This is a genomic window from Rathayibacter sp. VKM Ac-2835, from assembly GCF_013266705.1.
In the GTDB taxonomy this organism is placed as follows: Bacteria; Actinomycetota; Actinomycetes; order Actinomycetales; family Microbacteriaceae; genus Rathayibacter.
Window position 1 is genome coordinate 806,999 of record NZ_JABSNQ010000001.1, and the last position, 17,382, is coordinate 824,380.

The following is a 17,382-nucleotide window of genomic DNA, read 5'->3' on the forward strand; positions in this document are numbered from 1 at the left end:
GATTTCAGACTGCATTCACGATTTGAGATAGGGCTTGCCGGCAGCGGCCGGCCCGCGCGACTGCCCGACCAGGCCGGCGACCGCGAAGATCGTCACCACGTAGGGCAGCATCAGCATGAACTCGCTCGGCACCGGCGAGCCGATGACGCCGAGCACGTTCTGCAGGTTCGTCGCGAAGCCGAACAGGAGCGACGCGAGGGTCGCCTTGATCGGGTCCCAGCGGCCGAAGATGACCGCTGCCAGAGCGATGAAGCCCGCGCCCGCCGTCATCTCCTTGCCGAACGCGCCGACCGCGTCGAGCGTGTAGTAGGCACCGCCCATGCCGGCGATCGCACCGGCGAGCGAGACGTTCCAGAAGCGCGTCCTGGCGACGTTGATGCCGACCGTGTCGGCCGCCTGCGGGTGCTCGCCGACCGCACGGAGCCGCAGGCCCCACTTGGTCTTGAACAGCCCCCACCACACGGCGAAGATCGCGAGGTACATGAGGTAGACGATGACCGTCTGGTTGAACAGCACCGGGCCGAGGATCGGCACCTGGCTGAGCCCCGGGATCGGCAGCCGCTCGAACTTGACCGGCGAGTTGAAGACGGCGGCGTCGCTCGTGAGCACCTGCGAGTAGAGGAAGCTCGTCAGCCCCGTGACGAGGACGTTGAGGACCACGCCGACGATCACCTGGTCGACCAGGTACTTGATCGCGAAGGCGGCGAGCACGAACGACACCAGCACGCTCGCGATCATCGCCGCGAGCAGGCCGAGCACGGGCTGGCGGGTGAGCGAGCCCACCATCGCCGCGGTGAAGGCGCCGGCGAGCAGCTGGCCCTCGATCGCGACGTTGACCACGCCGACCCGCTCCGAGATGACCCCGCCGAGCGAGCCGAAGATCAGCGGGGTCGCGAGGCCGACGGTGCCCAGCAGCAGACCCGGCAGCGGCAGCGTCGCGCCCGCGGACGCCCAGACCAGGAAGCCGACCAGGAAGACGAGCGCGAAGAGCGCCGAGAGCCAGAGCGGCAGTCGCCGGGCCGAGCGGGTGAACGCGACGGCGACCGCTGTGAGGCCGACCAGGACCACGGCCACGACCACGCCGGTGGCGCGGGTCGGGAACGGCAGGTCCGGCAGGGCGAAGAAGTCGCTGCCGGAGGCGAGGCGGAACGAGCTGGTGCCGTCGCGGCCGAGGGCGACGAACAGGATCACGGCCAGCAGCGCGAAGATCCCGAACGCGATCGGGGCCTTCCAGCTGCGGACGGCGACCCGGGACGCCGTCCCGGGGGCACGGGAGACTGCGGTGGTCATGCGGACACCTCCGTGGTGCGGCGCGTGCGGCGCTTCGGGGCGACCCCGGGCGTCGGGAGGCGGAAGATCGCGCGCACCAGGGGCGGCGCGGCGATGAAGAGGACGATCAGCGACTGGACGACGAGGACCACGTCGATCGGCACGCCCTCGGCCGCCTGCATCGAGTAGCCGCCGGCCTTGAACGCGCCGAAGAGGATGCCGGCGAAGAAGACGCCCCACGGCCGCGAGCGGCCCAGCAGCGCGACGGTGATCGCGTCGAAGCCGATGCCGGCGTCGATCCCGGCGGTGAAGCCGGTGGTGACGGTGCCCATCACCTGGGCGCTGCCGGCGAGGCCGAGCAGACCGCCGGAGAGCAGCATGGCGGAGACGTAGCTGTTCTTGACGTCGATGCCGGCGACCCGGGCCGCGTGCGGGTTCTCGCCCACCGCGCGGAACTTGAAGCCGATGCTCGAGCGGTTGAGCAGCCACCAGACGAAGACGGTCGCGAGGATCGCGAAGACGAAGCCGAGGTTGAGCGAGTAGCCGGAGCCGAGGAGGTCGGGGAAGACCGCCGTGTCCTTCATCCCGGGTGACTTGGGGTTGTTCGAGCCCGGCGCCTGGAGCGCGCCCGGCGTCCGCAGCAGGTAGGAGACGAAGTAGAACGCCACGTAGTTGAGCATGATCGTGAGGATCACCTCGTGCGCGCCGGTCCGCGCCTTGAGCAGGCCGACGAGCCCGCCCCAGAGCGCACCGCCGAGGATCCCCGCGGCGAGCGTGATGATCAGGTGCACGCCGAACGGCAGGTCGAAGGAGAAGCCGACCCAGCCGGCGCAGGCGGCGGCGATCAGCATCTGGCCGCGGCCGCCGATGTTGAAGAGCCCGACCCGGAACGCCAGGGCGACGCCGAGGCCGCCCGCGATCAGCGGCGTCGCGAAGGCGAGGGTGTCGGTCAGCGGCTTGATGCCGTTCGCGAAGCCCTCGCGGCGGAAGTTGTAGACCGAGCCCTGGAAGAGCGAGGAGTACGCGCCCGCGACCGACTGCCAGATCGCCTGCAGCGTGTCCAGCGGCCGCGCGAAGAAGTAGCCCGCCGCCGACTGCACCTCGGGATCGGTCGCGGCGATCAGCACGCCGCCCGCGATCAGCGAGAGCAGCACGGCGAGCACCGACATCAGAGCGGTGCCGGAGAGGATCTCGCGGAGGACGCGGGACGCCCCGCTCTCGATCGGACCGGGCCGCGCCTCCTGACCCGGCTTCTGGCCCGGCTCCAGGCCGGTCGCCCTCTCGGACTCGGCGTCCGGATCGACGGCGGGCAACTGCGCGTCGCTCATGCGGCCGCACCCTTCTCGGCGGGCGACTGCCCGGCCATCATGAGCCCCAGGACCTCCCGGGGCGTGTCGGCGGGGACGATCCCGATGATGCCGCCCTTGTACATGACCGCGATGCGATCGGCGAGCGCGGCGACCTCGTCGAGCTCGGTGGAGACGACGATGACGGGCACGCCCGTGTCGCGGGTCTCGACGATGCGCTTGTGCACGAACTCGATCGAGCCGACGTCGATGCCGCGGGTCGGCTGGGCGGCGATGAACAGCCGCAGCTCGCGGCTGAGCTCCCGGGCCAGGACGACCTTCTGCTGGTTGCCGCCGGAGAGCCGGCCGACGTGCGTGGTGATGCCCTGGGCGCGCACGTCGAACTCGCGCACCCGCTCCTCGGCGAACGTCTCCAGCGCCTTCAGCTGCAGGCCGAGGCCCTTGACGAAGGGGCCGCTGTCGCTGCGGTCGAGCATCAGGTTCTCGGCGATCGTGAACTCGGCGACGAGGCCGTCCTCGGTGCGGTCCTCGGGGACGAAGCCGACGCCGGCCTCGAGCACCCGGCGGACGGAGAGGCCGTCGAGCCGGCGGCCGTCGAGGGTCACCGTGCCCTCCACGCGCTCCTGCAGCCCCATGATCGCCTCGGTCAGCTCGGTCTGGCCGTTGCCCTGCACGCCGGCGATCGCGAGGATCTCGCCGCGGCGGACCTCGAACGAGACGTCGTCGACGACGGCCTGGCCGTTCGCGTCCCTGACCGTGAGGTTGCTGACGACGAGGGCCTCGTCGCCCGCGCGCGCCGGCTCCTTCTGCACGGTGAGCTCCACGGCGCGGCCGACCATCAGCGAGGCCAGCTCGGCGTTGCTCGCCGTCGGCGCCGCCTCGCCCACGACCTGGCCGAGGCGGATGACGGTGATGCGGTCACCGACCTCGCGGACCTCGCGGAGCTTGTGGGTGATGAAGACGATCGCGGTCCCGGAGGCGCGCAGCTGCCGCATGATCGCGATCAGCTCGTCGGTCTCCTGCGGGGTCAGCACCGCGGTCGGCTCGTCGAAGACGAGGACCTTCGCGTCGCGGGAGAGCGCCTTGATGATCTCGACCCGCTGCTGCACGCCGACGGGCAGGTCCTCGACGATCGCGTCCGGGTCGACGTCGAAGCCGAAGCGGTCGGAGATGTCGCGGACGCGGGCGCGCGCGGCGGCCAGGTCGAGTCGGCCGCCCGACTTCGTCTCCTCGTGGCCGAGCATGACGTTCTCGGCGACCGAGAAGACCGGGACGAGCATGAAGTGCTGGTGCACCATCCCGATGCCCGCCTTCATGGCGTCGCCGGGGCCGGAGAAGCGCTGGACCACGTCGTCCAGCAGGATGTCGCCCTCCTCCGCCTGGTAGAGGCCGTACAGCACGTTCATCAGCGTGGACTTGCCCGCGCCGTTCTCGCCGAGAAGGCAGTGGATCTCACCGGGTTCGACGGTGAGGTCGATGTGATCGTTGGCCACGAGAGCGCCGAAGCGCTTCGTGATGCCCCGCAGTTCGAGCTTCATGGGTCCAATCTAACTTTCGGTGCGGCGTGCCAGCGCGCGAGGACCGGCGGGACAGCGGACGAGAGGCCGGTGGGCCCGAGCAGAACTCGGGCCCACCGGCCTCTTCGTCAGTGCGCTGCGATCGATCCGGAGATCAGGACGCGGCGGGAGCGGACGGCGACTCGACGGTGATCGAGCCGTCGATGATGCCCTCCGTGATGGTGTCCAGCTCGCCCTGCAGGTCGGCCGAGACCTTCGACTCGAAGTCGTGGAACGGCGCGATGCCGACACCGTCGTTCTCGAGCGTGCCCACGTACGGGGTCGCGTCGAACGCGTCGGCGCCCGCAGTGGCGGTGACGTCGGTCGTTCCGGCCTCGATGCCCTTGAGGATCGAGGTCAGGTACAGGTCGCCGCCGTCGGGGTAGGTCTCGTACAGGTCGGCGTCGACGCCCACCATCGCGATGTCCTTGCCGGAGTCGCGGATGGCCTCGATGGCCGACTGGAAGATCGGGCCGCCGACCGGGAGGATGACGTCGGCGTTCTGGTCGATCAGCGACTGCGCGGCCGACTTGGCCTCGACACCGGCCGCGAAGCCTCCGGTGAACGAGCCGGTCTGCGCCGCGACGTCCCAGCCGACGACCTTGACGTCGGTGCCCTTCTGCTCGTTGTGGTACGCCACACCGTCCGCGAAGCCGTCCATGAAGATGGTGACGGTCGGGAACTGCTGGCCGCCGTAGGTGCCCACGACACCGGTCTTCGAGTACGACGCGGCCGCGTAGCCCGCGAGGAACGCCGACTGCGAGGTGTCGAAGGTGATCGGCTTGACGTTCGGCAGGTCGATCGACGCGTCGTCGATGATGGCGAAGTCGATGTCGGTGTTCTCCTCCGCCGCGGCCGAGGTGGCCTCGGCGAGGGCGAAGCCGACGGTGATGATCAGGTTGCAGCCCTGGTCGACGAGGCTCGTCAGGTTGGGGGCGTAGTCCGTCTCGGACTCCGAGGTCACGGTCTTCGGGGTGACGCCGAGGTCCTCGGACGCCTTCACGAGACCGTTGTAGCCCAGCTCGTTGAACGACTTGTCGTCGAACCCGCCCGCGTCGGACACCATGCAGGGCAGGAAGTCGCCACCGGCGGCGGCGGAAGAGCCGCCCTCCTCGGGGGCGGAGGCGCAACCGGCGAGAAGCGCGGTGACGCCCAGAGCGGCGAGACCGCCGAACGCGGCCTTACGCGTGGTGATAGTCAAGATTCGTCCTCCAAGATTCGGCCCCGCGCGCACGATCGGCACTGCAGGGCATCGATGACCTCACGTTACCCAAGGTGTCGGAACCCTCAGCCGCCCAGAGGGTCGAGGTCAGGAAGCGTTACACAGTGTTGATCTTGGGGAGGAGCCGCGAGCGGCTCCTCCCCCGCGGTCGGCCACCAGGAGTGGTGCGTTCCGCAGAGCGTGTCGCGTCGGGCTGACCGGAATCGCTGGCTCGCGATTCCGGCTCGCGGCCCTCGACCCTTCGGGCGAGGGCGTCCGGGGGGGGGCGGCGCCCCCGGACGGCTCCGCGACCAGCAGGTGAGGGCACGACTCCCTCGGGCGCGCACCCACCACATGCTGACCGAGCAGCGCGCGGAGCGCGCGTATCGAGATCCACCCGCTCCAGAACCTCAGTCTGCAGAGCTCCCCCGCTGGGGACGGCGGTCTCGATGGGCCGCTGCGCGGCTACTCGATCGGCATGACGGGGTCCGCAGGGCCTTTCGGCATGCTGATCGAGGGGCCCTCGCAGAGGGCGTCTCGAGATCCTCCTGTCCCAGGAGGACGGATCTCTCGACGATCGGCTAGAGGACGTCGGTGCGGCCCGAGAGGCGGAGGGCGTCGACGACGCCCTTGACCTTCTGGGCGTTCTCCGTGGTGGTGACGAGGAGGGCGTCGGGGGTGTCGACGACGACGATGTCCTTCACGCCGATCAACGCGATGGTGCGATTGCCGCCGCTGACGACGATGCCGGTGGCGGAGTCGGCTAGGACGCGGGCGTCCTCGCCGAGGATCGCCAGGTCGGAGCGCAGGCCGCTCGCGTGCAGCTTCGCGATCGAGGCGAAGTCGCCGACGTCGTCCCAGGAGAAGTGGCCGGGGACGACGGCGAGCTTGCCCTCCGCGGCGGCCGGCTCGGCGACCGAGTAGTCGATCGCGATCTTCTCGAGGCCCGGCCAGATGCGGTCGACGACCGCGCCGCGCTCCGGAGTGTCCCACGCCTCCGCGAGCTCGAGCAGACCCGCGAGCAGCTTCGGCTTCGAGCGGCCGAGCTCCTCGAGCAGGCGGTCGGCGCGGGCGATGAACATGCCGGCGTTCCAGAGGTACTGACCGCTCTGCACGTAGGTGCGAGCGGTGTCGGCGTCGGGCTTCTCGACGAAGGAGTCGACGGCGAGCGTGTGCGCGGCGCCCTCGATGCCGAGGTGGGCGCCGGTGCGGATGTAGCCGAAGCCGACCGCGGGCTCGGTCGGCGTGATGCCGATGGTCGCGATGTAGCCGGCGTCGGCGGCGACGACCGCCTCGGCGACGGCGTCGTGGAAGAGGTGCTGACCGCTGATCACGTGGTCGGCGGCGAACGAGCCGATGATCACGCCGGGCTCGCGGCGCTCGAGGATCGCGGCGGCGAGGCCGATCGCGGCGGAGGAGTCGCGCGGCTCGCTCTCGAGGACGACGTTGAGGTCCTCGAGGCTCTCCAGCTGGCGCTCGACGGCGGCGCGGTGCGCGCGACCGGTGACGACCATGATGCGGTCGGCGCCCGAGATCGGCGCGAGCCGGTCCCAGGTGTCGCGGAGCAGGGTCTGGCCCGAGCCGGTCAGGTCGTGCAGGAACTTCGGGGCGTCCGCCCGCGAGAGCGGCCACAGCCGCGAGCCGATCCCGCCTGCCGGGATCACGCTGTAGAAGCGGTCGAGCGGGGCGCGGCCATCGGTCTCAGGTGATGTCATGTCCGCAGGATACAAGGGAGCCCGCACGTGTCCGTCCGTTCACCCGGGTGGGCTCCCGCGTTCACACGGCGCCCGTAGCGTCCGGAGGGTGAGAGTCGCGGTCGTCACGGAGAGCTTCCTCCCGTCGTTGAACGGTGTCACCACGAGCGTCCTCCGGGTCCTCGACGAGTTCGCGGCGCGGGGGATCGAGGCCATCGTCGTCTGCCCCGCCGCGGGTGCGCCCGGGCACTACGCCGGCCACCGCGTCGTGGAGCATCCGGCGATCGCCTACCGCGACTTCCCCGTCGGGATCCCGACGCTGGCCCTCACCCGAGAGCTGGCCGCCTTCGAGCCCGACGTCGTGCACGTCGCCTCGCCCTTCCTTCTGGGGGCGCGGGCCATCGCCTCGGCGAGCCGGCTCGGGGTGCCGAGCGTCGCGATCTACCAGACCGACGTCGCCCGCTTCGCCGCCCGCTACGGCATCCGCGGGGCTCGCGCCCTCGCCTGGCGGGTGATCCGCCAGATCCACGCGGGCGCCGACCTCACGCTCGCCCCCTCGTCCAGCGCGCTCGACGACCTCGCCGCAGCCGGGATCGAGCGCACCGCGCTCTGGGGGCGCGGCGTGCAGAGCGACCGCTTCCACCCGCGGATGCGCTCCTCCCCCTACGCCGCCGAGGTGCGGGCGCCGCTCGGCAACGGCGACGCGCTCGTCGGCTACATCGGCCGCGTCTCGCCCGAGAAGCGGGTCGAGCGCCTCGGCGCCCTCTCCTCTCTGCCCGGGGTGGACCTGGTCGTCGGCGGCTACGGCCCCTCCTCCTCCCGGGTCGCAGCGGCGCTCGGCTCCCGGGCGCGGATGCTCGGGCGACTCGACGGCGAGCGCCTGCCCGCGGTCTTCGCCGCGCTCGACGTCTTCGTGCACACCGGCACCGAGGAGACCTTCGGGCAGACCGTGCAGGAGGCGCAGGCGTCCGGCACCGCCGTCGTCGCCCCGCATGCCGGCGGACCGACGGATCTGATCGAGCACGGCGTCGACGGACTGCTCTACGCGCCGGAGAGCGACTCCGACCTGCGCCGCCAGGTCGAGCGGCTGCTGGACGATCCGGGACTGCGCTCCCGGCTGGGCGAGGCGGGCCGGCGCCGCGTGCTGCACCGCACCTGGAGCGCGCTCACCGACGAGCTCCTCGCCCACTACGCGACGGTCGGCGCACCCGTCTCGATGGCCCGCGGCAGCTAAGGCTCGCCTAAGCCGCGGCGATCCCGCCCGGTGCCTAGAATCGTCGAGCGAGTGTTCTCGCCGCTCCTCCGCCCCGCCCGCGTCCACGAGTCGCGGGTCAGGTCAGGCCGACGGAGCAGTCAACCAGGGAGGGTTGTTCGTGTCAGTTTCAACTGCTCAAACCCTCGCACCCCGGAAGCAGGGGAAGATCCGCCGTCCGGCCGGAACCCTCTACCGCGGTCGCGAAGGCATGTGGTCGTGGGTGCTGCACCGGATCACCGGTGTCGCCATCTTCTTCTTCCTCCTCGTGCACGTCCTCGACTCGGCGCTCATCGCGGTGAGCCCCGAGGCGTACAACGCGGTCATCGGCACGTACAAGAACCCGATCATGGGCCTCGGCGAGACGGGTCTGGTGGGCGCGATCGCGTTCCACGCCCTGAACGGCCTGCGCATCATCCTGGTCGACTTCTGGAGCTGGGCCACCCGCAACCAGCGCGTGCTCTTCTGGGTCGTCATCGGCCTGTGGGTCGTGCTGATGCTCGGCTTCGCGCCCCGCCACCTGATCAACGTCTTCAGCGAGGGAGGTGCCCATTGAGCACCGTCGCCGCACCGCGGACTCCGCTCGTCCCGACCCGCTCCTCCGGCACCAACTGGGAGAAGTGGGGCTGGATCTACATGCGCGCCTCCGGCGTCGTGCTGATCGTCCTGATCTTCGGGCACCTGATCTTCAACCTGCTGCTCGGCGAGGGCATCAAGGCCATCGACTTCGGCTTCGTCGGCGGCAAGCTCGCCAACCCGTTCTGGCAGTGGTGGGACGTCGCGATGCTCTGGCTCGCGCTCATCCACGGCGGCAACGGCATGCGGACGCTCGTCAACGACTACGCGACCTCGCCGCTGCTGGCCCGCGTGTTCAAAGGCGGCATCCTCGTCTCGGTCGTCGCGCTGATCGCCCTCGGCACCTACGTGGTCTTCGGCTTCAACCCGTGCCCCACCGACGCGGACCCGAGTCTGCTGCCCTCCTTCTGCGCCGCCTAGGCACGACGGTGCCGCGCGGTCCCGCCGCGCGGCACCGTCGTGCCCCCGGGAGCGCCCCTCCCCACTCCCGCCCTTCCACCCCGTTCAACGGAGCAGTCACCCAGTGAGCACACCAGGCCACGTCCACAGCGGCGGCGCAGAACAGAGCGCCTTCACCAAGACCGTCGGAGACGACGGCGTCCACTACCACCAGTTCGACGTGGTGATCGTGGGAGCCGGCGGAGCGGGCATGCGCGCCGCGATCGAGGCCGGGCCCAAGGCGAGGACCGCCGTGATCTCGAAGCTCTACCCGACGCGCTCGCACACCGGTGCAGCACAGGGCGGCATGGCAGCCGCCCTCGCGAACGTCGAGGAGGACAGCTGGGAGTGGCACACCTTCGACACGGTCAAGGGCGGCGACTACCTCGTCGACCAGGACGCGGCGGAGATCCTCGCGAAGGAGGCCATCGACGCGGTCATCGACCTCGAGAACATGGGCCTCCCGTTCAACCGCACCGAGGACGGCAAGATCGACCAGCGCCGCTTCGGCGGTCACACGCGTGACCACGGCAAGGCGCCCGTGCGCCGGGCCTGCTACGCGGCCGACCGCACCGGCCACATGATCCTGCAGACGCTGTTCCAGAACTGCGTCCGCCTCGGCATCAACTTCTACAACGAGTTCTACGTGCTCGACCTGGTGATGACCGAGGTCGACGGCGTGAACAAGCCCTCCGGAGTGGTGGCTTACGAGCTCGCCACCGGCGAGCTGCACGTCTTCCAGGCCAAGGCGATCATCTTCGCGACCGGCGGCTTCGGCAAGATCTACAAGACGACGTCGAACGCGCACACCCTCACGGGCGACGGCGTCGGCATCATCTGGCGCAAGGGCCTCCCCCTCGAGGACATGGAGTTCTTCCAGTTCCACCCGACCGGCCTCGCCGGTCTCGGCATCCTCCTCACCGAGGGAGCGCGAGGAGAGGGAGCGATCCTCCGCAACGCCTCGGGCGAGCGCTTCATGGAGCGCTACGCGCCCACCATCAAGGACCTCGCGCCGCGCGACATCGTCGCCCGCTGCATGGTCCAGGAGGTGGCGGAGGGCCGCGGCGCCGGCCCGCACAAGGACTACGTGCTGCTGGACTGCACCCACCTCGGCGCCGAGGTGCTCGAGACGAAGCTCCCCGACATCACCGAGTTCGCCCGCACCTATCTCGGCGTCGACCCGGTCGTCGAGCCGGTGCCGGTCATGCCGACCGCGCACTACGCGATGGGCGGCATCCCGACCAACGTCAAGGCCGAGGTCCTCTCGGACAACAGCACCGTGGTCCCCGGCCTCTACGCCGCCGGCGAATGCGCCTGCGTCTCGGTGCACGGCTCGAACCGCCTCGGCACCAACTCGCTCCTTGACATCAACGTGTTCGGGAAGCGCAGCGGCAACAACGCCGCCGACTACTCGCAGACCGTCGACTTCACCCCCCTGCCCGAGAACCCCGCCGGCGCGATCCGCGACATGCTCGCCTCGCTCCGCGGCGCGACCGGCACCGAGCGGATCGCCTCGATCCGCAAGGAGCTGCAGGACGAGATGGACAAGAACGCCCAGGTGTTCCGCACCGACGAGTCGCTCGAGCAGGTCACCGGCACCATCCAGCGCCTGCGCGACCGGTTCCGCAACATCTCGGTGCAGGACAAGGGCAAGCGCTTCAACACCGATCTCCTGGAGGCCGTCGAGCTCGGCTTCCTCCTCGACCTCGCCGAGGTCGTCGTCTACTCCGCCCGGAACCGCAAGGAGAGCCGCGGCGGCCACATGCGCGACGACTTCCCCAAGCGCGACGACGAGAACTACATGCAGCACACGATGGCGTACCTCTCCGGAGACGCCCACTCCTCCGACGCGGGCGATCACATCCGCCTCGATTGGAAGCCCGTCGTGATCACCCGGTACCAGCCGATGGAGAGGAAGTACTAGCCGTGTCGACCGCCACTCTCGAGCAGCCCCCCGCCGCCCCCGCGGCCCCGGAGGCGTTCACCGTCACGTTCATCATCCGCCGCTTCGACCCCGAGCAGGACACCGAGCCGCGCTGGCAGGACTTCGACGTCGAGATGTTCTCGACCGACCGGGTCCTCGACGCGCTGCACCGGATCAAGTGGGACCAGGACGGCTCGCTGACCTTCCGCCGCTCCTGCGCGCACGGCATCTGCGGCTCCGACGCGATGCGGATCAACGGCCGCAACCGTCTGGCCTGCAAGACGCTGATCAAGGATCTCGACATCTCGCAGCCGATCTACATCGAGGCGATCAAGGGCCTGCCCCTCGAGAAGGACCTCGTCGTGGACATGGAGCCGTTCTTCGCCTCCTACCGCGAAGTGCAGCCGTTCCTGATCGCGAACACGCCGCCCACCAAGGGCAAGGAGCGCGTGCAGTCGGTCGCCGACCGCGCCCGCTTCGACGACACCACGAAGTGCATCCTCTGCGCCGCGTGCACGTCGTCCTGCCCCGTGTTCTGGACCGACGGGCAGTACTTCGGCCCCGCCGCGATCGTGAACGCGCACCGCTTCATCTTCGACTCGCGCGACGACGCCGGCGGAGCCCGCCTGGACATCCTCAATGACAAGGAGGGCGTCTGGCGCTGCCGCACGACCTTCAACTGCACCGAGGCCTGCCCGCGCGGCATCCAGATCACCCAGGCGATCGCCGAGGTGAAGCAGGCCGTCATCCGCGGCCGCGCCTGACCCTTCTTCCCCTGTTCGGCCCGTCGGATCCTCGGATCCGGCGGGCCGTTCGTCGTCCCCGGGGCCGTCGAGGCGGGAAGGGGTGGGCACGACGGCCGCCCGGCGCCTCTACGCTGGAGGGCATGACGGAGGCGGCGACCGAGGCTCCGCGCGGCATCCCGGCGCTGTTCGAGCGGATCATGCGGACGCGGCCGGTGCGGGTGATGCTGCACTACTCCGAGAGCGGCGGGCCGCTGTTCGCGTCGGGGCTCGCGTTCCAGGCGCTGTTCGCGATCTTCGCGGCGCTGTTCGTGTTCTTCGCGGTCTTCGGGTTCGTGCTGCGGGACAACGCGGCGCTGCGCGACTCGCTGCTGCAGCTGCTCACCAGCTCGGTGCCGGGGCTGATCGGCGAGAAGAACTCGCTGGTCTCGATCGACACGCTGCTCGACTCCTCGATCCTCGGCTGGACCGGAGCGATCGCCGCGGCGGGACTGCTCTGGACGGCGCTCAACTTCCTCGGCAGCCTCCGCCAGGCCGTCCGGATCCTGTTCTCCCTGCCGGGACCGACCGTCCTGTTCGTGCTGCTCAAGCTCAAGGACGCGGGGCTGGCCCTCGTCTTCGGCGCCGTTCTGGTCGTCTCGGCGGCGCTCTCGGTCTTCTCGACCTCGTTCGTCGACGTCGCGTTCGACGTCCTCGGGATCGGCAGCGATTCCACCCTCGCTCGCGTCACCGGAACCGTGGTCGGCCTGCTGATCATGCTCGCGCTCGACACCGCGACGCTCGCCGGCTCGTTCCGGATCCTCAGCGGCATCCCGATCCCGTGGAAGAACCTCTGGGTCGGCGCGCTGATGGGCGGCATCGCCCTCGGGGCGCTGAAGGTGCTCGGGACGCAGCTGCTCGGCGGCGCCTCGCGCAACCCGCTGCTGGCCTCCTTCGCCGTCCTGATCGGACTGCTGATCTGGTTCAACCTGGTCTGCCAGGTGATCCTGATCGTCGCCTCCTGGATCTCGGTGGGCATGAGCGACGCGGGCATCTCGGCGCGGAAGCTCACGCCGGACGAGCTGGAGAAGGAGCGCGAGGAGCAGCTGCGCCGCGCCCGCCGCACGCTCGCCGAGGCGGAGCGCGAGCGCCTGCGCGCCGCCCTGCCGGACGCCTCGCTGCTCAAGCGCCGGCGTCTGGAGAAGCAGCTCTCCCGCCTCGAGGACGAGCTGGAGGAGTCCGCCGCCTGACGCGGCGGCGCTCCCGAGTCGAGCCTGCCCGCGCCCCGACGGGCGCGAGGCGGAACGACGACTGTCGAACATGTCCGTTTCTGTTGACATCGGACACGAACGGGGCTAAAAAGATGTAAACGCAGATCCGAGGTCGGCACCGACACCGCGGACGAGGCGTAGCATCTCGCGAGACGACGGAGTCCACATGTACGCACCGGAGCGGCACCAGGCGATCCTGGATCGCGCCCGCACCGACGGGCGGGTCGAGGTCCGCGACCTCGCGCAGTCCCTCGCGGTCACGCCCGAGACGATCCGCCGCGATCTCACCAGCCTCGAGAAGCGCGGCCTGCTGCGCAGGGCCCACGGCGGGGCCATCCCGGTCGAGCGCCTGGGCATCGAGCCCGAGGTCGCTGCCCGCGAGGGCCACCTCGCGGCCGAGAAGGACCGCATCGCGACCGCGGCACTCGCCGAGGTCCCCGACGGCGGCTCGATCGCCATCGACGCCGGGACCACCACGGTCCGCCTCGCGGAGCTGCTCCCCCTGGACCGCCGGCTGACGGTCGTCACCCATTCCCTCCCTGTCGCGGTGGCGCTCGTCGGCCGGCCCAACATCGACCTCCACCTGCTCGGCGGGCATCTGCGCGGAGTCACGCAGGCCGCCGTCGGGCCCTGGGTCGCCCAGGTCATCCCCACCGTCTCGGTGGACGTCGCCTTCATCGGCACGAACGGCATCAGCCGGGAGCGGGGTCTCACCACCCCCGACCTCGACGAGGCCGTCGTCAAGACCGCGCTCATCGCCGCCGCGCGCCGGGTCGTCGTCCTCGCCGACCACTCCAAGTTCGGCCGCCAGGACTTCGGGCACGTCGCCCCGCTGTCCGCGATCGACACCGTCATCACCGATACCGATGTCGACGACGAGCTCGCCGACGACATCGAGTCCGCCGGCCCGGAGGTCGTCCGCGCATGATCGTCACCGTCACTGCCAACCCCAGCATCGACGTCACCCTCTCGACGAGCGGCTTCGCCGTCGGCGAGGTCAACCGCGCCCACGGTGTGCGGCGCGACCCGGCCGGCAAGGGCGTCAACGTCGCCAGGGCCCTCGCCCGCAACGGCGTCGAGGCCACGGCGATCTACCCGGCCGACGCCTCCACCGGCCTCGACCTGCGCACCATGCTCGAGGCGGCCGGAGTCGCCTCGGCCAGCGCCGCGATCGCGGAGCCGATCCGCACCAACATCACCGTCGTCGACGACGCGACCGGCCGGACCACCAAGATCAACGAGCCCGGCCCGGCCGTCACCCCGGAGGAGGCGAAGGCGCTCTCCGATCTGATCTGCGACCACGTCGTCTCCGCCCCGCGCTGGCTCGTCGCCTGCGGCAGCGTCCCGCCCGGGCTCGGCGACGACTTCTACCCGGCGCTCGGCCGCCTCGCCACCCACTTCGGCGTCCCCCTCGCCGTCGACACCTCCGGAGCACCGCTGACCGCGATCATCGCGGCCGGCACTGCGACGCTGGTGAAGCCCAACCTCGAGGAGCTCGAGGAGCTCCTCGGCCGCTCCCTCGCGACCGTCGGCGACGTCGTCGACGGAGCCCGCACACTCCTCCGCCTCTCGGACGCGCGAGCGCTCGTGAGCCTCGGAGAGCACGGCGCCCTCCTCGTCACGGCGACCTCGTCGTGGTGGGCGGGCGCGCCCCCCGTCGTGCCCCTCAGCACCGTCGGCGCCGGCGACAGCACCCTCGCGGGCTACCTGTCGGCGACCGACGCCTCGGAGGCGGAGCGTCTGCGGACGGCCGTCGCCTGGGGCACCGCCGCCGTCACCCTCCCGGGCAGTGAAGCCCCGGGTCCCGATTCCCTCCGCCTCGACGACGTCTCCGTCGTCGAGAACCCCGACCCCACCCTCCCGATTGGAGAACTGAGCGCATGACTGCTCTCACCGAGGCGTCGACGGTCATCGTCGACCTCACCGCCGCCACGAAGGACGACGCCACCGCGCAGCTCGCGAAGACGCTCGCCGACGCCGGCCGCGTCACCGACCTCGACGGCTTCCTCGCCGACGTCCGCGACCGCGAGTCGCAGATGGCCACCGGCATGCCCGGCGGCATCGGGATCCCCCACGCCCGCTCGTCCCACGTCGTCTCCCCCAGCGTCGCCGTCGGCATCGCGAAGTCCGGCGTGGACTTCGGCGCCCCGGACGGCCCCGCAGACCTGATCTTCCTCATCGCCGCCCCCGACGGCGCTGACCAGGCCCACCTCAAGATCCTCGCCCAGCTCGCCCGCAAGCTGATCCACGAGTCCTTCACCGGTTCGCTCCGCGCCGCCTCCAGCGGCCAGGAGGTCGCGGACATCATCGCCCGAGAGGTCGTCGTCTCGTGAAGATCGTCGCCGTCACCAGCTGCATCGCCGGCATCGCGCACACCTACATGGCGGCCGAGGCCCTCGAGCAGGCCGCCAAGAAGAAGGGGTACGAGATCCAGGTCGAGACCCAGGGCGCGGCCGGCTCCGACCCGATGTCCGACCAGACGATCGCCGACGCCGACGTCGTGATCCTCGCCGCCGACCTCGAGGTCCGCGGCAAGGACCGCTTCGCCGGCAAGCCGACCCTCGAGGTCGGCACCTCGGAGGCGCTCGCCAAGGCCGCGGACGTCATCGACCGCGCCGCCGCGAAGGTCCAGGACGCTCCTGCCGCCGCCTCGACGGGCGCCCCGCGCTTCGTCGCGGTGACGAGCTGCATCGCCGGCATCGCGCACACCTACATGGCGGCCGAGGCGCTGGAGCAGGCCGCGAAGAAGCGCGGCTACCCGATCCACGTCGAGACCCAGGGCGCCGCCGGCTCGGACGAGATGACCGCGGGCGACATCGCCGCCGCGGACGTCGTCATCCTCGCCGCCGACCTCGAGGTCCGCGGCAAGGACCGCTTCGCCGGCAAGCCGGTCCTCCAGGTCGGCGTCGCCGAGGCGCTCTCGAAGCCGGACGAGGTGCTCGACCGGGCGCTCGCCCTGCGCGGCACCGGCACGGCTCCGTCCGCCGCCCGCTCGACTCCGGCCGCGGCGCCCGCCGCCCCGAAGAAGGTCGGCGTCGGCACCCGCATCCGCCAGAACCTGATGACCGGCGTCTCGTACATGATCCCGTTCGTCGCGGCGGGCGGTCTGCTGATCGCGCTGTCGTTCCTCTTCGGCGGCTACCAGATCGTCAGCTACACGCCGCAGCAGATCATCGACAACGGCTTCAACATCGCGAACATCACCGACTGGGCCGGAGTGATGTTCCTGATCGGAGGCGCGACCTTCGCCTTCCTGGTGCCGGTGCTCTCGGGCTTCATCGCCTTCGGCATCGCGGACCGCCCCGGCATCGCGCCCGGCTTCCTCGGCGGCGCCGTGGCGGTCACCGTCGGCGCCGGCTTCCTCGGCGGCCTCGCGTCCGGCTTCATCGCCGGCTACGCGGCGCTCTACATCTCGCGGATCAAGCTGCCGGCGGCCTTCAAGTCGCTGATGCCGGTGGTCATCATCCCGCTGATCGCGACCTTCATCACGGGCTTCCTGATGTTCGTCGTCCTCGGCGCTCCGCTGCGTGCGCTGAGCGAGGGACTGTCGGCCTGGCTCTCGGGTCTCACCGGCGGCAACCTGATCATCCTCGGGATCATCCTGGGCCTGATGATGGCGTTCGACATGGGCGGCCCGGTCAACAAGGTGGCCTACGCCTTCGCGACCACGGGGCTCGCCTCCGTGCCCGCCGACGGCGACCCGAACTCGGTGCAGTTCAAGGTGATGGCGATCGTGATGGCGGCCGGCATGACGCCGCCGCTGGGCCTCGCCCTCGCCACGTCGCTCCGCAAGCGCCTGTTCACCGATGCCGAGCGCCAGAACGGCAAGGCGGCCTACCTGCTGGGCGCCTCGTTCATCTCGGAGGGAGCGATCCCGTTCGCCGCGGTCGACCCGCTGCGCGTGATCCCCTCCGCCATGGTCGGCTCGGCCGTCACCGGCGCGCTCGTCGCGCTGTTCGGCTCCACGCTCCGCGCCCCGCACGGCGGTGTCTGGGTGACCGGACTGGTGGGGCAGCCGCTGCTCTACCTGGTCGCGATCCTGGTCGGCATGGTGGTCACCGCCGTCTGCGTCATCATCGCGAAGAGCATCAAGCGCGCGCCGGTCGTCGCCGAGGTCCCGGAGCCGGCCACGGCCCGCCCCGTCGCCGTCTGACCCGCACCGATCGACCGTC

General features: G+C 70.8%; 15 protein-coding genes. 10 read left to right on the plus strand and 5 right to left on the minus strand.

The window, feature by feature from the left end:
- Nucleotides 1–15: 15 nt before the first annotated feature.
- From HRK28_RS03680 to HRK28_RS03700, 5 genes are all read right to left on the minus strand, one after another.
- Entirely contained in the window at nt 16–1,290 is a 1,275-nt protein-coding gene (locus tag HRK28_RS03680) for an ABC transporter permease (protein WP_173250449.1), read from the minus strand.
- The gene (locus HRK28_RS03685; protein ID WP_160088027.1) at nt 1,287–2,597 is read right to left on the minus strand and encodes an ABC transporter permease; all 1,311 of its coding nucleotides are present in this window, start codon (nt 2,595–2,597) and stop codon (nt 1,287–1,289) included. The genes HRK28_RS03680 and HRK28_RS03685 overlap by 4 nt, the downstream gene beginning before the upstream one ends.
- Nucleotides 2,594–4,114: an ABC transporter ATP-binding protein gene (locus tag HRK28_RS03690; protein ID WP_173250450.1), complete on the minus strand. Its 1,521-nt coding sequence runs from the start codon at nt 4,112–4,114 to the stop codon at nt 2,594–2,596. Before HRK28_RS03690 ends, HRK28_RS03685 begins: the two co-directional genes overlap by 4 nt.
- Nucleotides 4,115–4,247: 133 nt before the next feature.
- Complete coding sequence (locus tag HRK28_RS03695) at nt 4,248–5,333, minus strand: BMP family protein (protein WP_160088023.1); 1,086 nt, start codon at nt 5,331–5,333, stop codon at nt 4,248–4,250.
- A 581-nt stretch (nt 5,334–5,914) separates the two neighbouring features.
- Nucleotides 5,915–7,048, minus strand: a complete 1,134-nt coding sequence (locus tag HRK28_RS03700) for a mannose-1-phosphate guanylyltransferase (RefSeq protein ID WP_160088021.1) — start codon at nt 7,046–7,048, stop codon at nt 5,915–5,917.
- 88 nt (nt 7,049–7,136) lie between these two features.
- On the opposite strand from HRK28_RS03700, the gene HRK28_RS03705 reads away from it, so the two are divergent.
- From HRK28_RS03705 to HRK28_RS03750, 10 genes are all read left to right on the plus strand, one after another.
- Complete coding sequence (locus tag HRK28_RS03705; protein WP_173250451.1) at nt 7,137–8,261, plus strand: glycosyltransferase family 1 protein; 1,125 nt, start codon at nt 7,137–7,139, stop codon at nt 8,259–8,261.
- A gap of 187 nt (nt 8,262–8,448) precedes the next feature.
- Nucleotides 8,449–8,835, plus strand: coding sequence for a succinate dehydrogenase, cytochrome b556 subunit (sdhC, locus tag HRK28_RS03710; RefSeq protein ID WP_268788348.1), 387 nt, complete (start codon nt 8,449–8,451; stop codon nt 8,833–8,835).
- Entirely contained in the window at nt 8,832–9,275 is a 444-nt protein-coding gene (locus HRK28_RS03715; RefSeq protein ID WP_160088017.1) for a succinate dehydrogenase hydrophobic membrane anchor subunit, read from the plus strand. The genes sdhC and HRK28_RS03715 overlap by 4 nt, the downstream gene beginning before the upstream one ends.
- Nucleotides 9,276–9,474: 199 nt before the next feature.
- Nucleotides 9,475–11,217: a succinate dehydrogenase flavoprotein subunit gene (sdhA, locus tag HRK28_RS03720; protein WP_244231903.1), complete on the plus strand. Its 1,743-nt coding sequence runs from the start codon at nt 9,475–9,477 to the stop codon at nt 11,215–11,217.
- A 2-nt stretch (nt 11,218–11,219) separates the two neighbouring features.
- Nucleotides 11,220–11,981: a succinate dehydrogenase iron-sulfur subunit gene (locus HRK28_RS03725; RefSeq protein ID WP_160088013.1), complete on the plus strand. Its 762-nt coding sequence runs from the start codon at nt 11,220–11,222 to the stop codon at nt 11,979–11,981.
- Nucleotides 11,982–12,103: 122 nt separating this feature from the next.
- Complete coding sequence (locus tag HRK28_RS03730) at nt 12,104–13,189, plus strand: YihY/virulence factor BrkB family protein (RefSeq protein WP_160088011.1); 1,086 nt, start codon at nt 12,104–12,106, stop codon at nt 13,187–13,189.
- A 187-nt stretch (nt 13,190–13,376) separates the two neighbouring features.
- Nucleotides 13,377–14,138, plus strand: a complete 762-nt coding sequence (locus tag HRK28_RS03735; RefSeq protein WP_160088009.1) for a DeoR/GlpR family DNA-binding transcription regulator — start codon at nt 13,377–13,379, stop codon at nt 14,136–14,138.
- Complete coding sequence (locus HRK28_RS03740) at nt 14,135–15,094, plus strand: 1-phosphofructokinase family hexose kinase (protein ID WP_173250452.1); 960 nt, start codon at nt 14,135–14,137, stop codon at nt 15,092–15,094. The genes HRK28_RS03735 and HRK28_RS03740 overlap by 4 nt, the downstream gene beginning before the upstream one ends.
- Complete coding sequence (locus tag HRK28_RS03745) at nt 15,091–15,543, plus strand: PTS sugar transporter subunit IIA (RefSeq protein ID WP_123733891.1); 453 nt, start codon at nt 15,091–15,093, stop codon at nt 15,541–15,543. The genes HRK28_RS03740 and HRK28_RS03745 overlap by 4 nt, the downstream gene beginning before the upstream one ends.
- Nucleotides 15,540–17,363: a PTS fructose-like transporter subunit IIB gene (locus HRK28_RS03750; protein WP_217274391.1), complete on the plus strand. Its 1,824-nt coding sequence runs from the start codon at nt 15,540–15,542 to the stop codon at nt 17,361–17,363. The genes HRK28_RS03745 and HRK28_RS03750 overlap by 4 nt, the downstream gene beginning before the upstream one ends.
- Nucleotides 17,364–17,382: the final 19 nt, after the last annotated feature.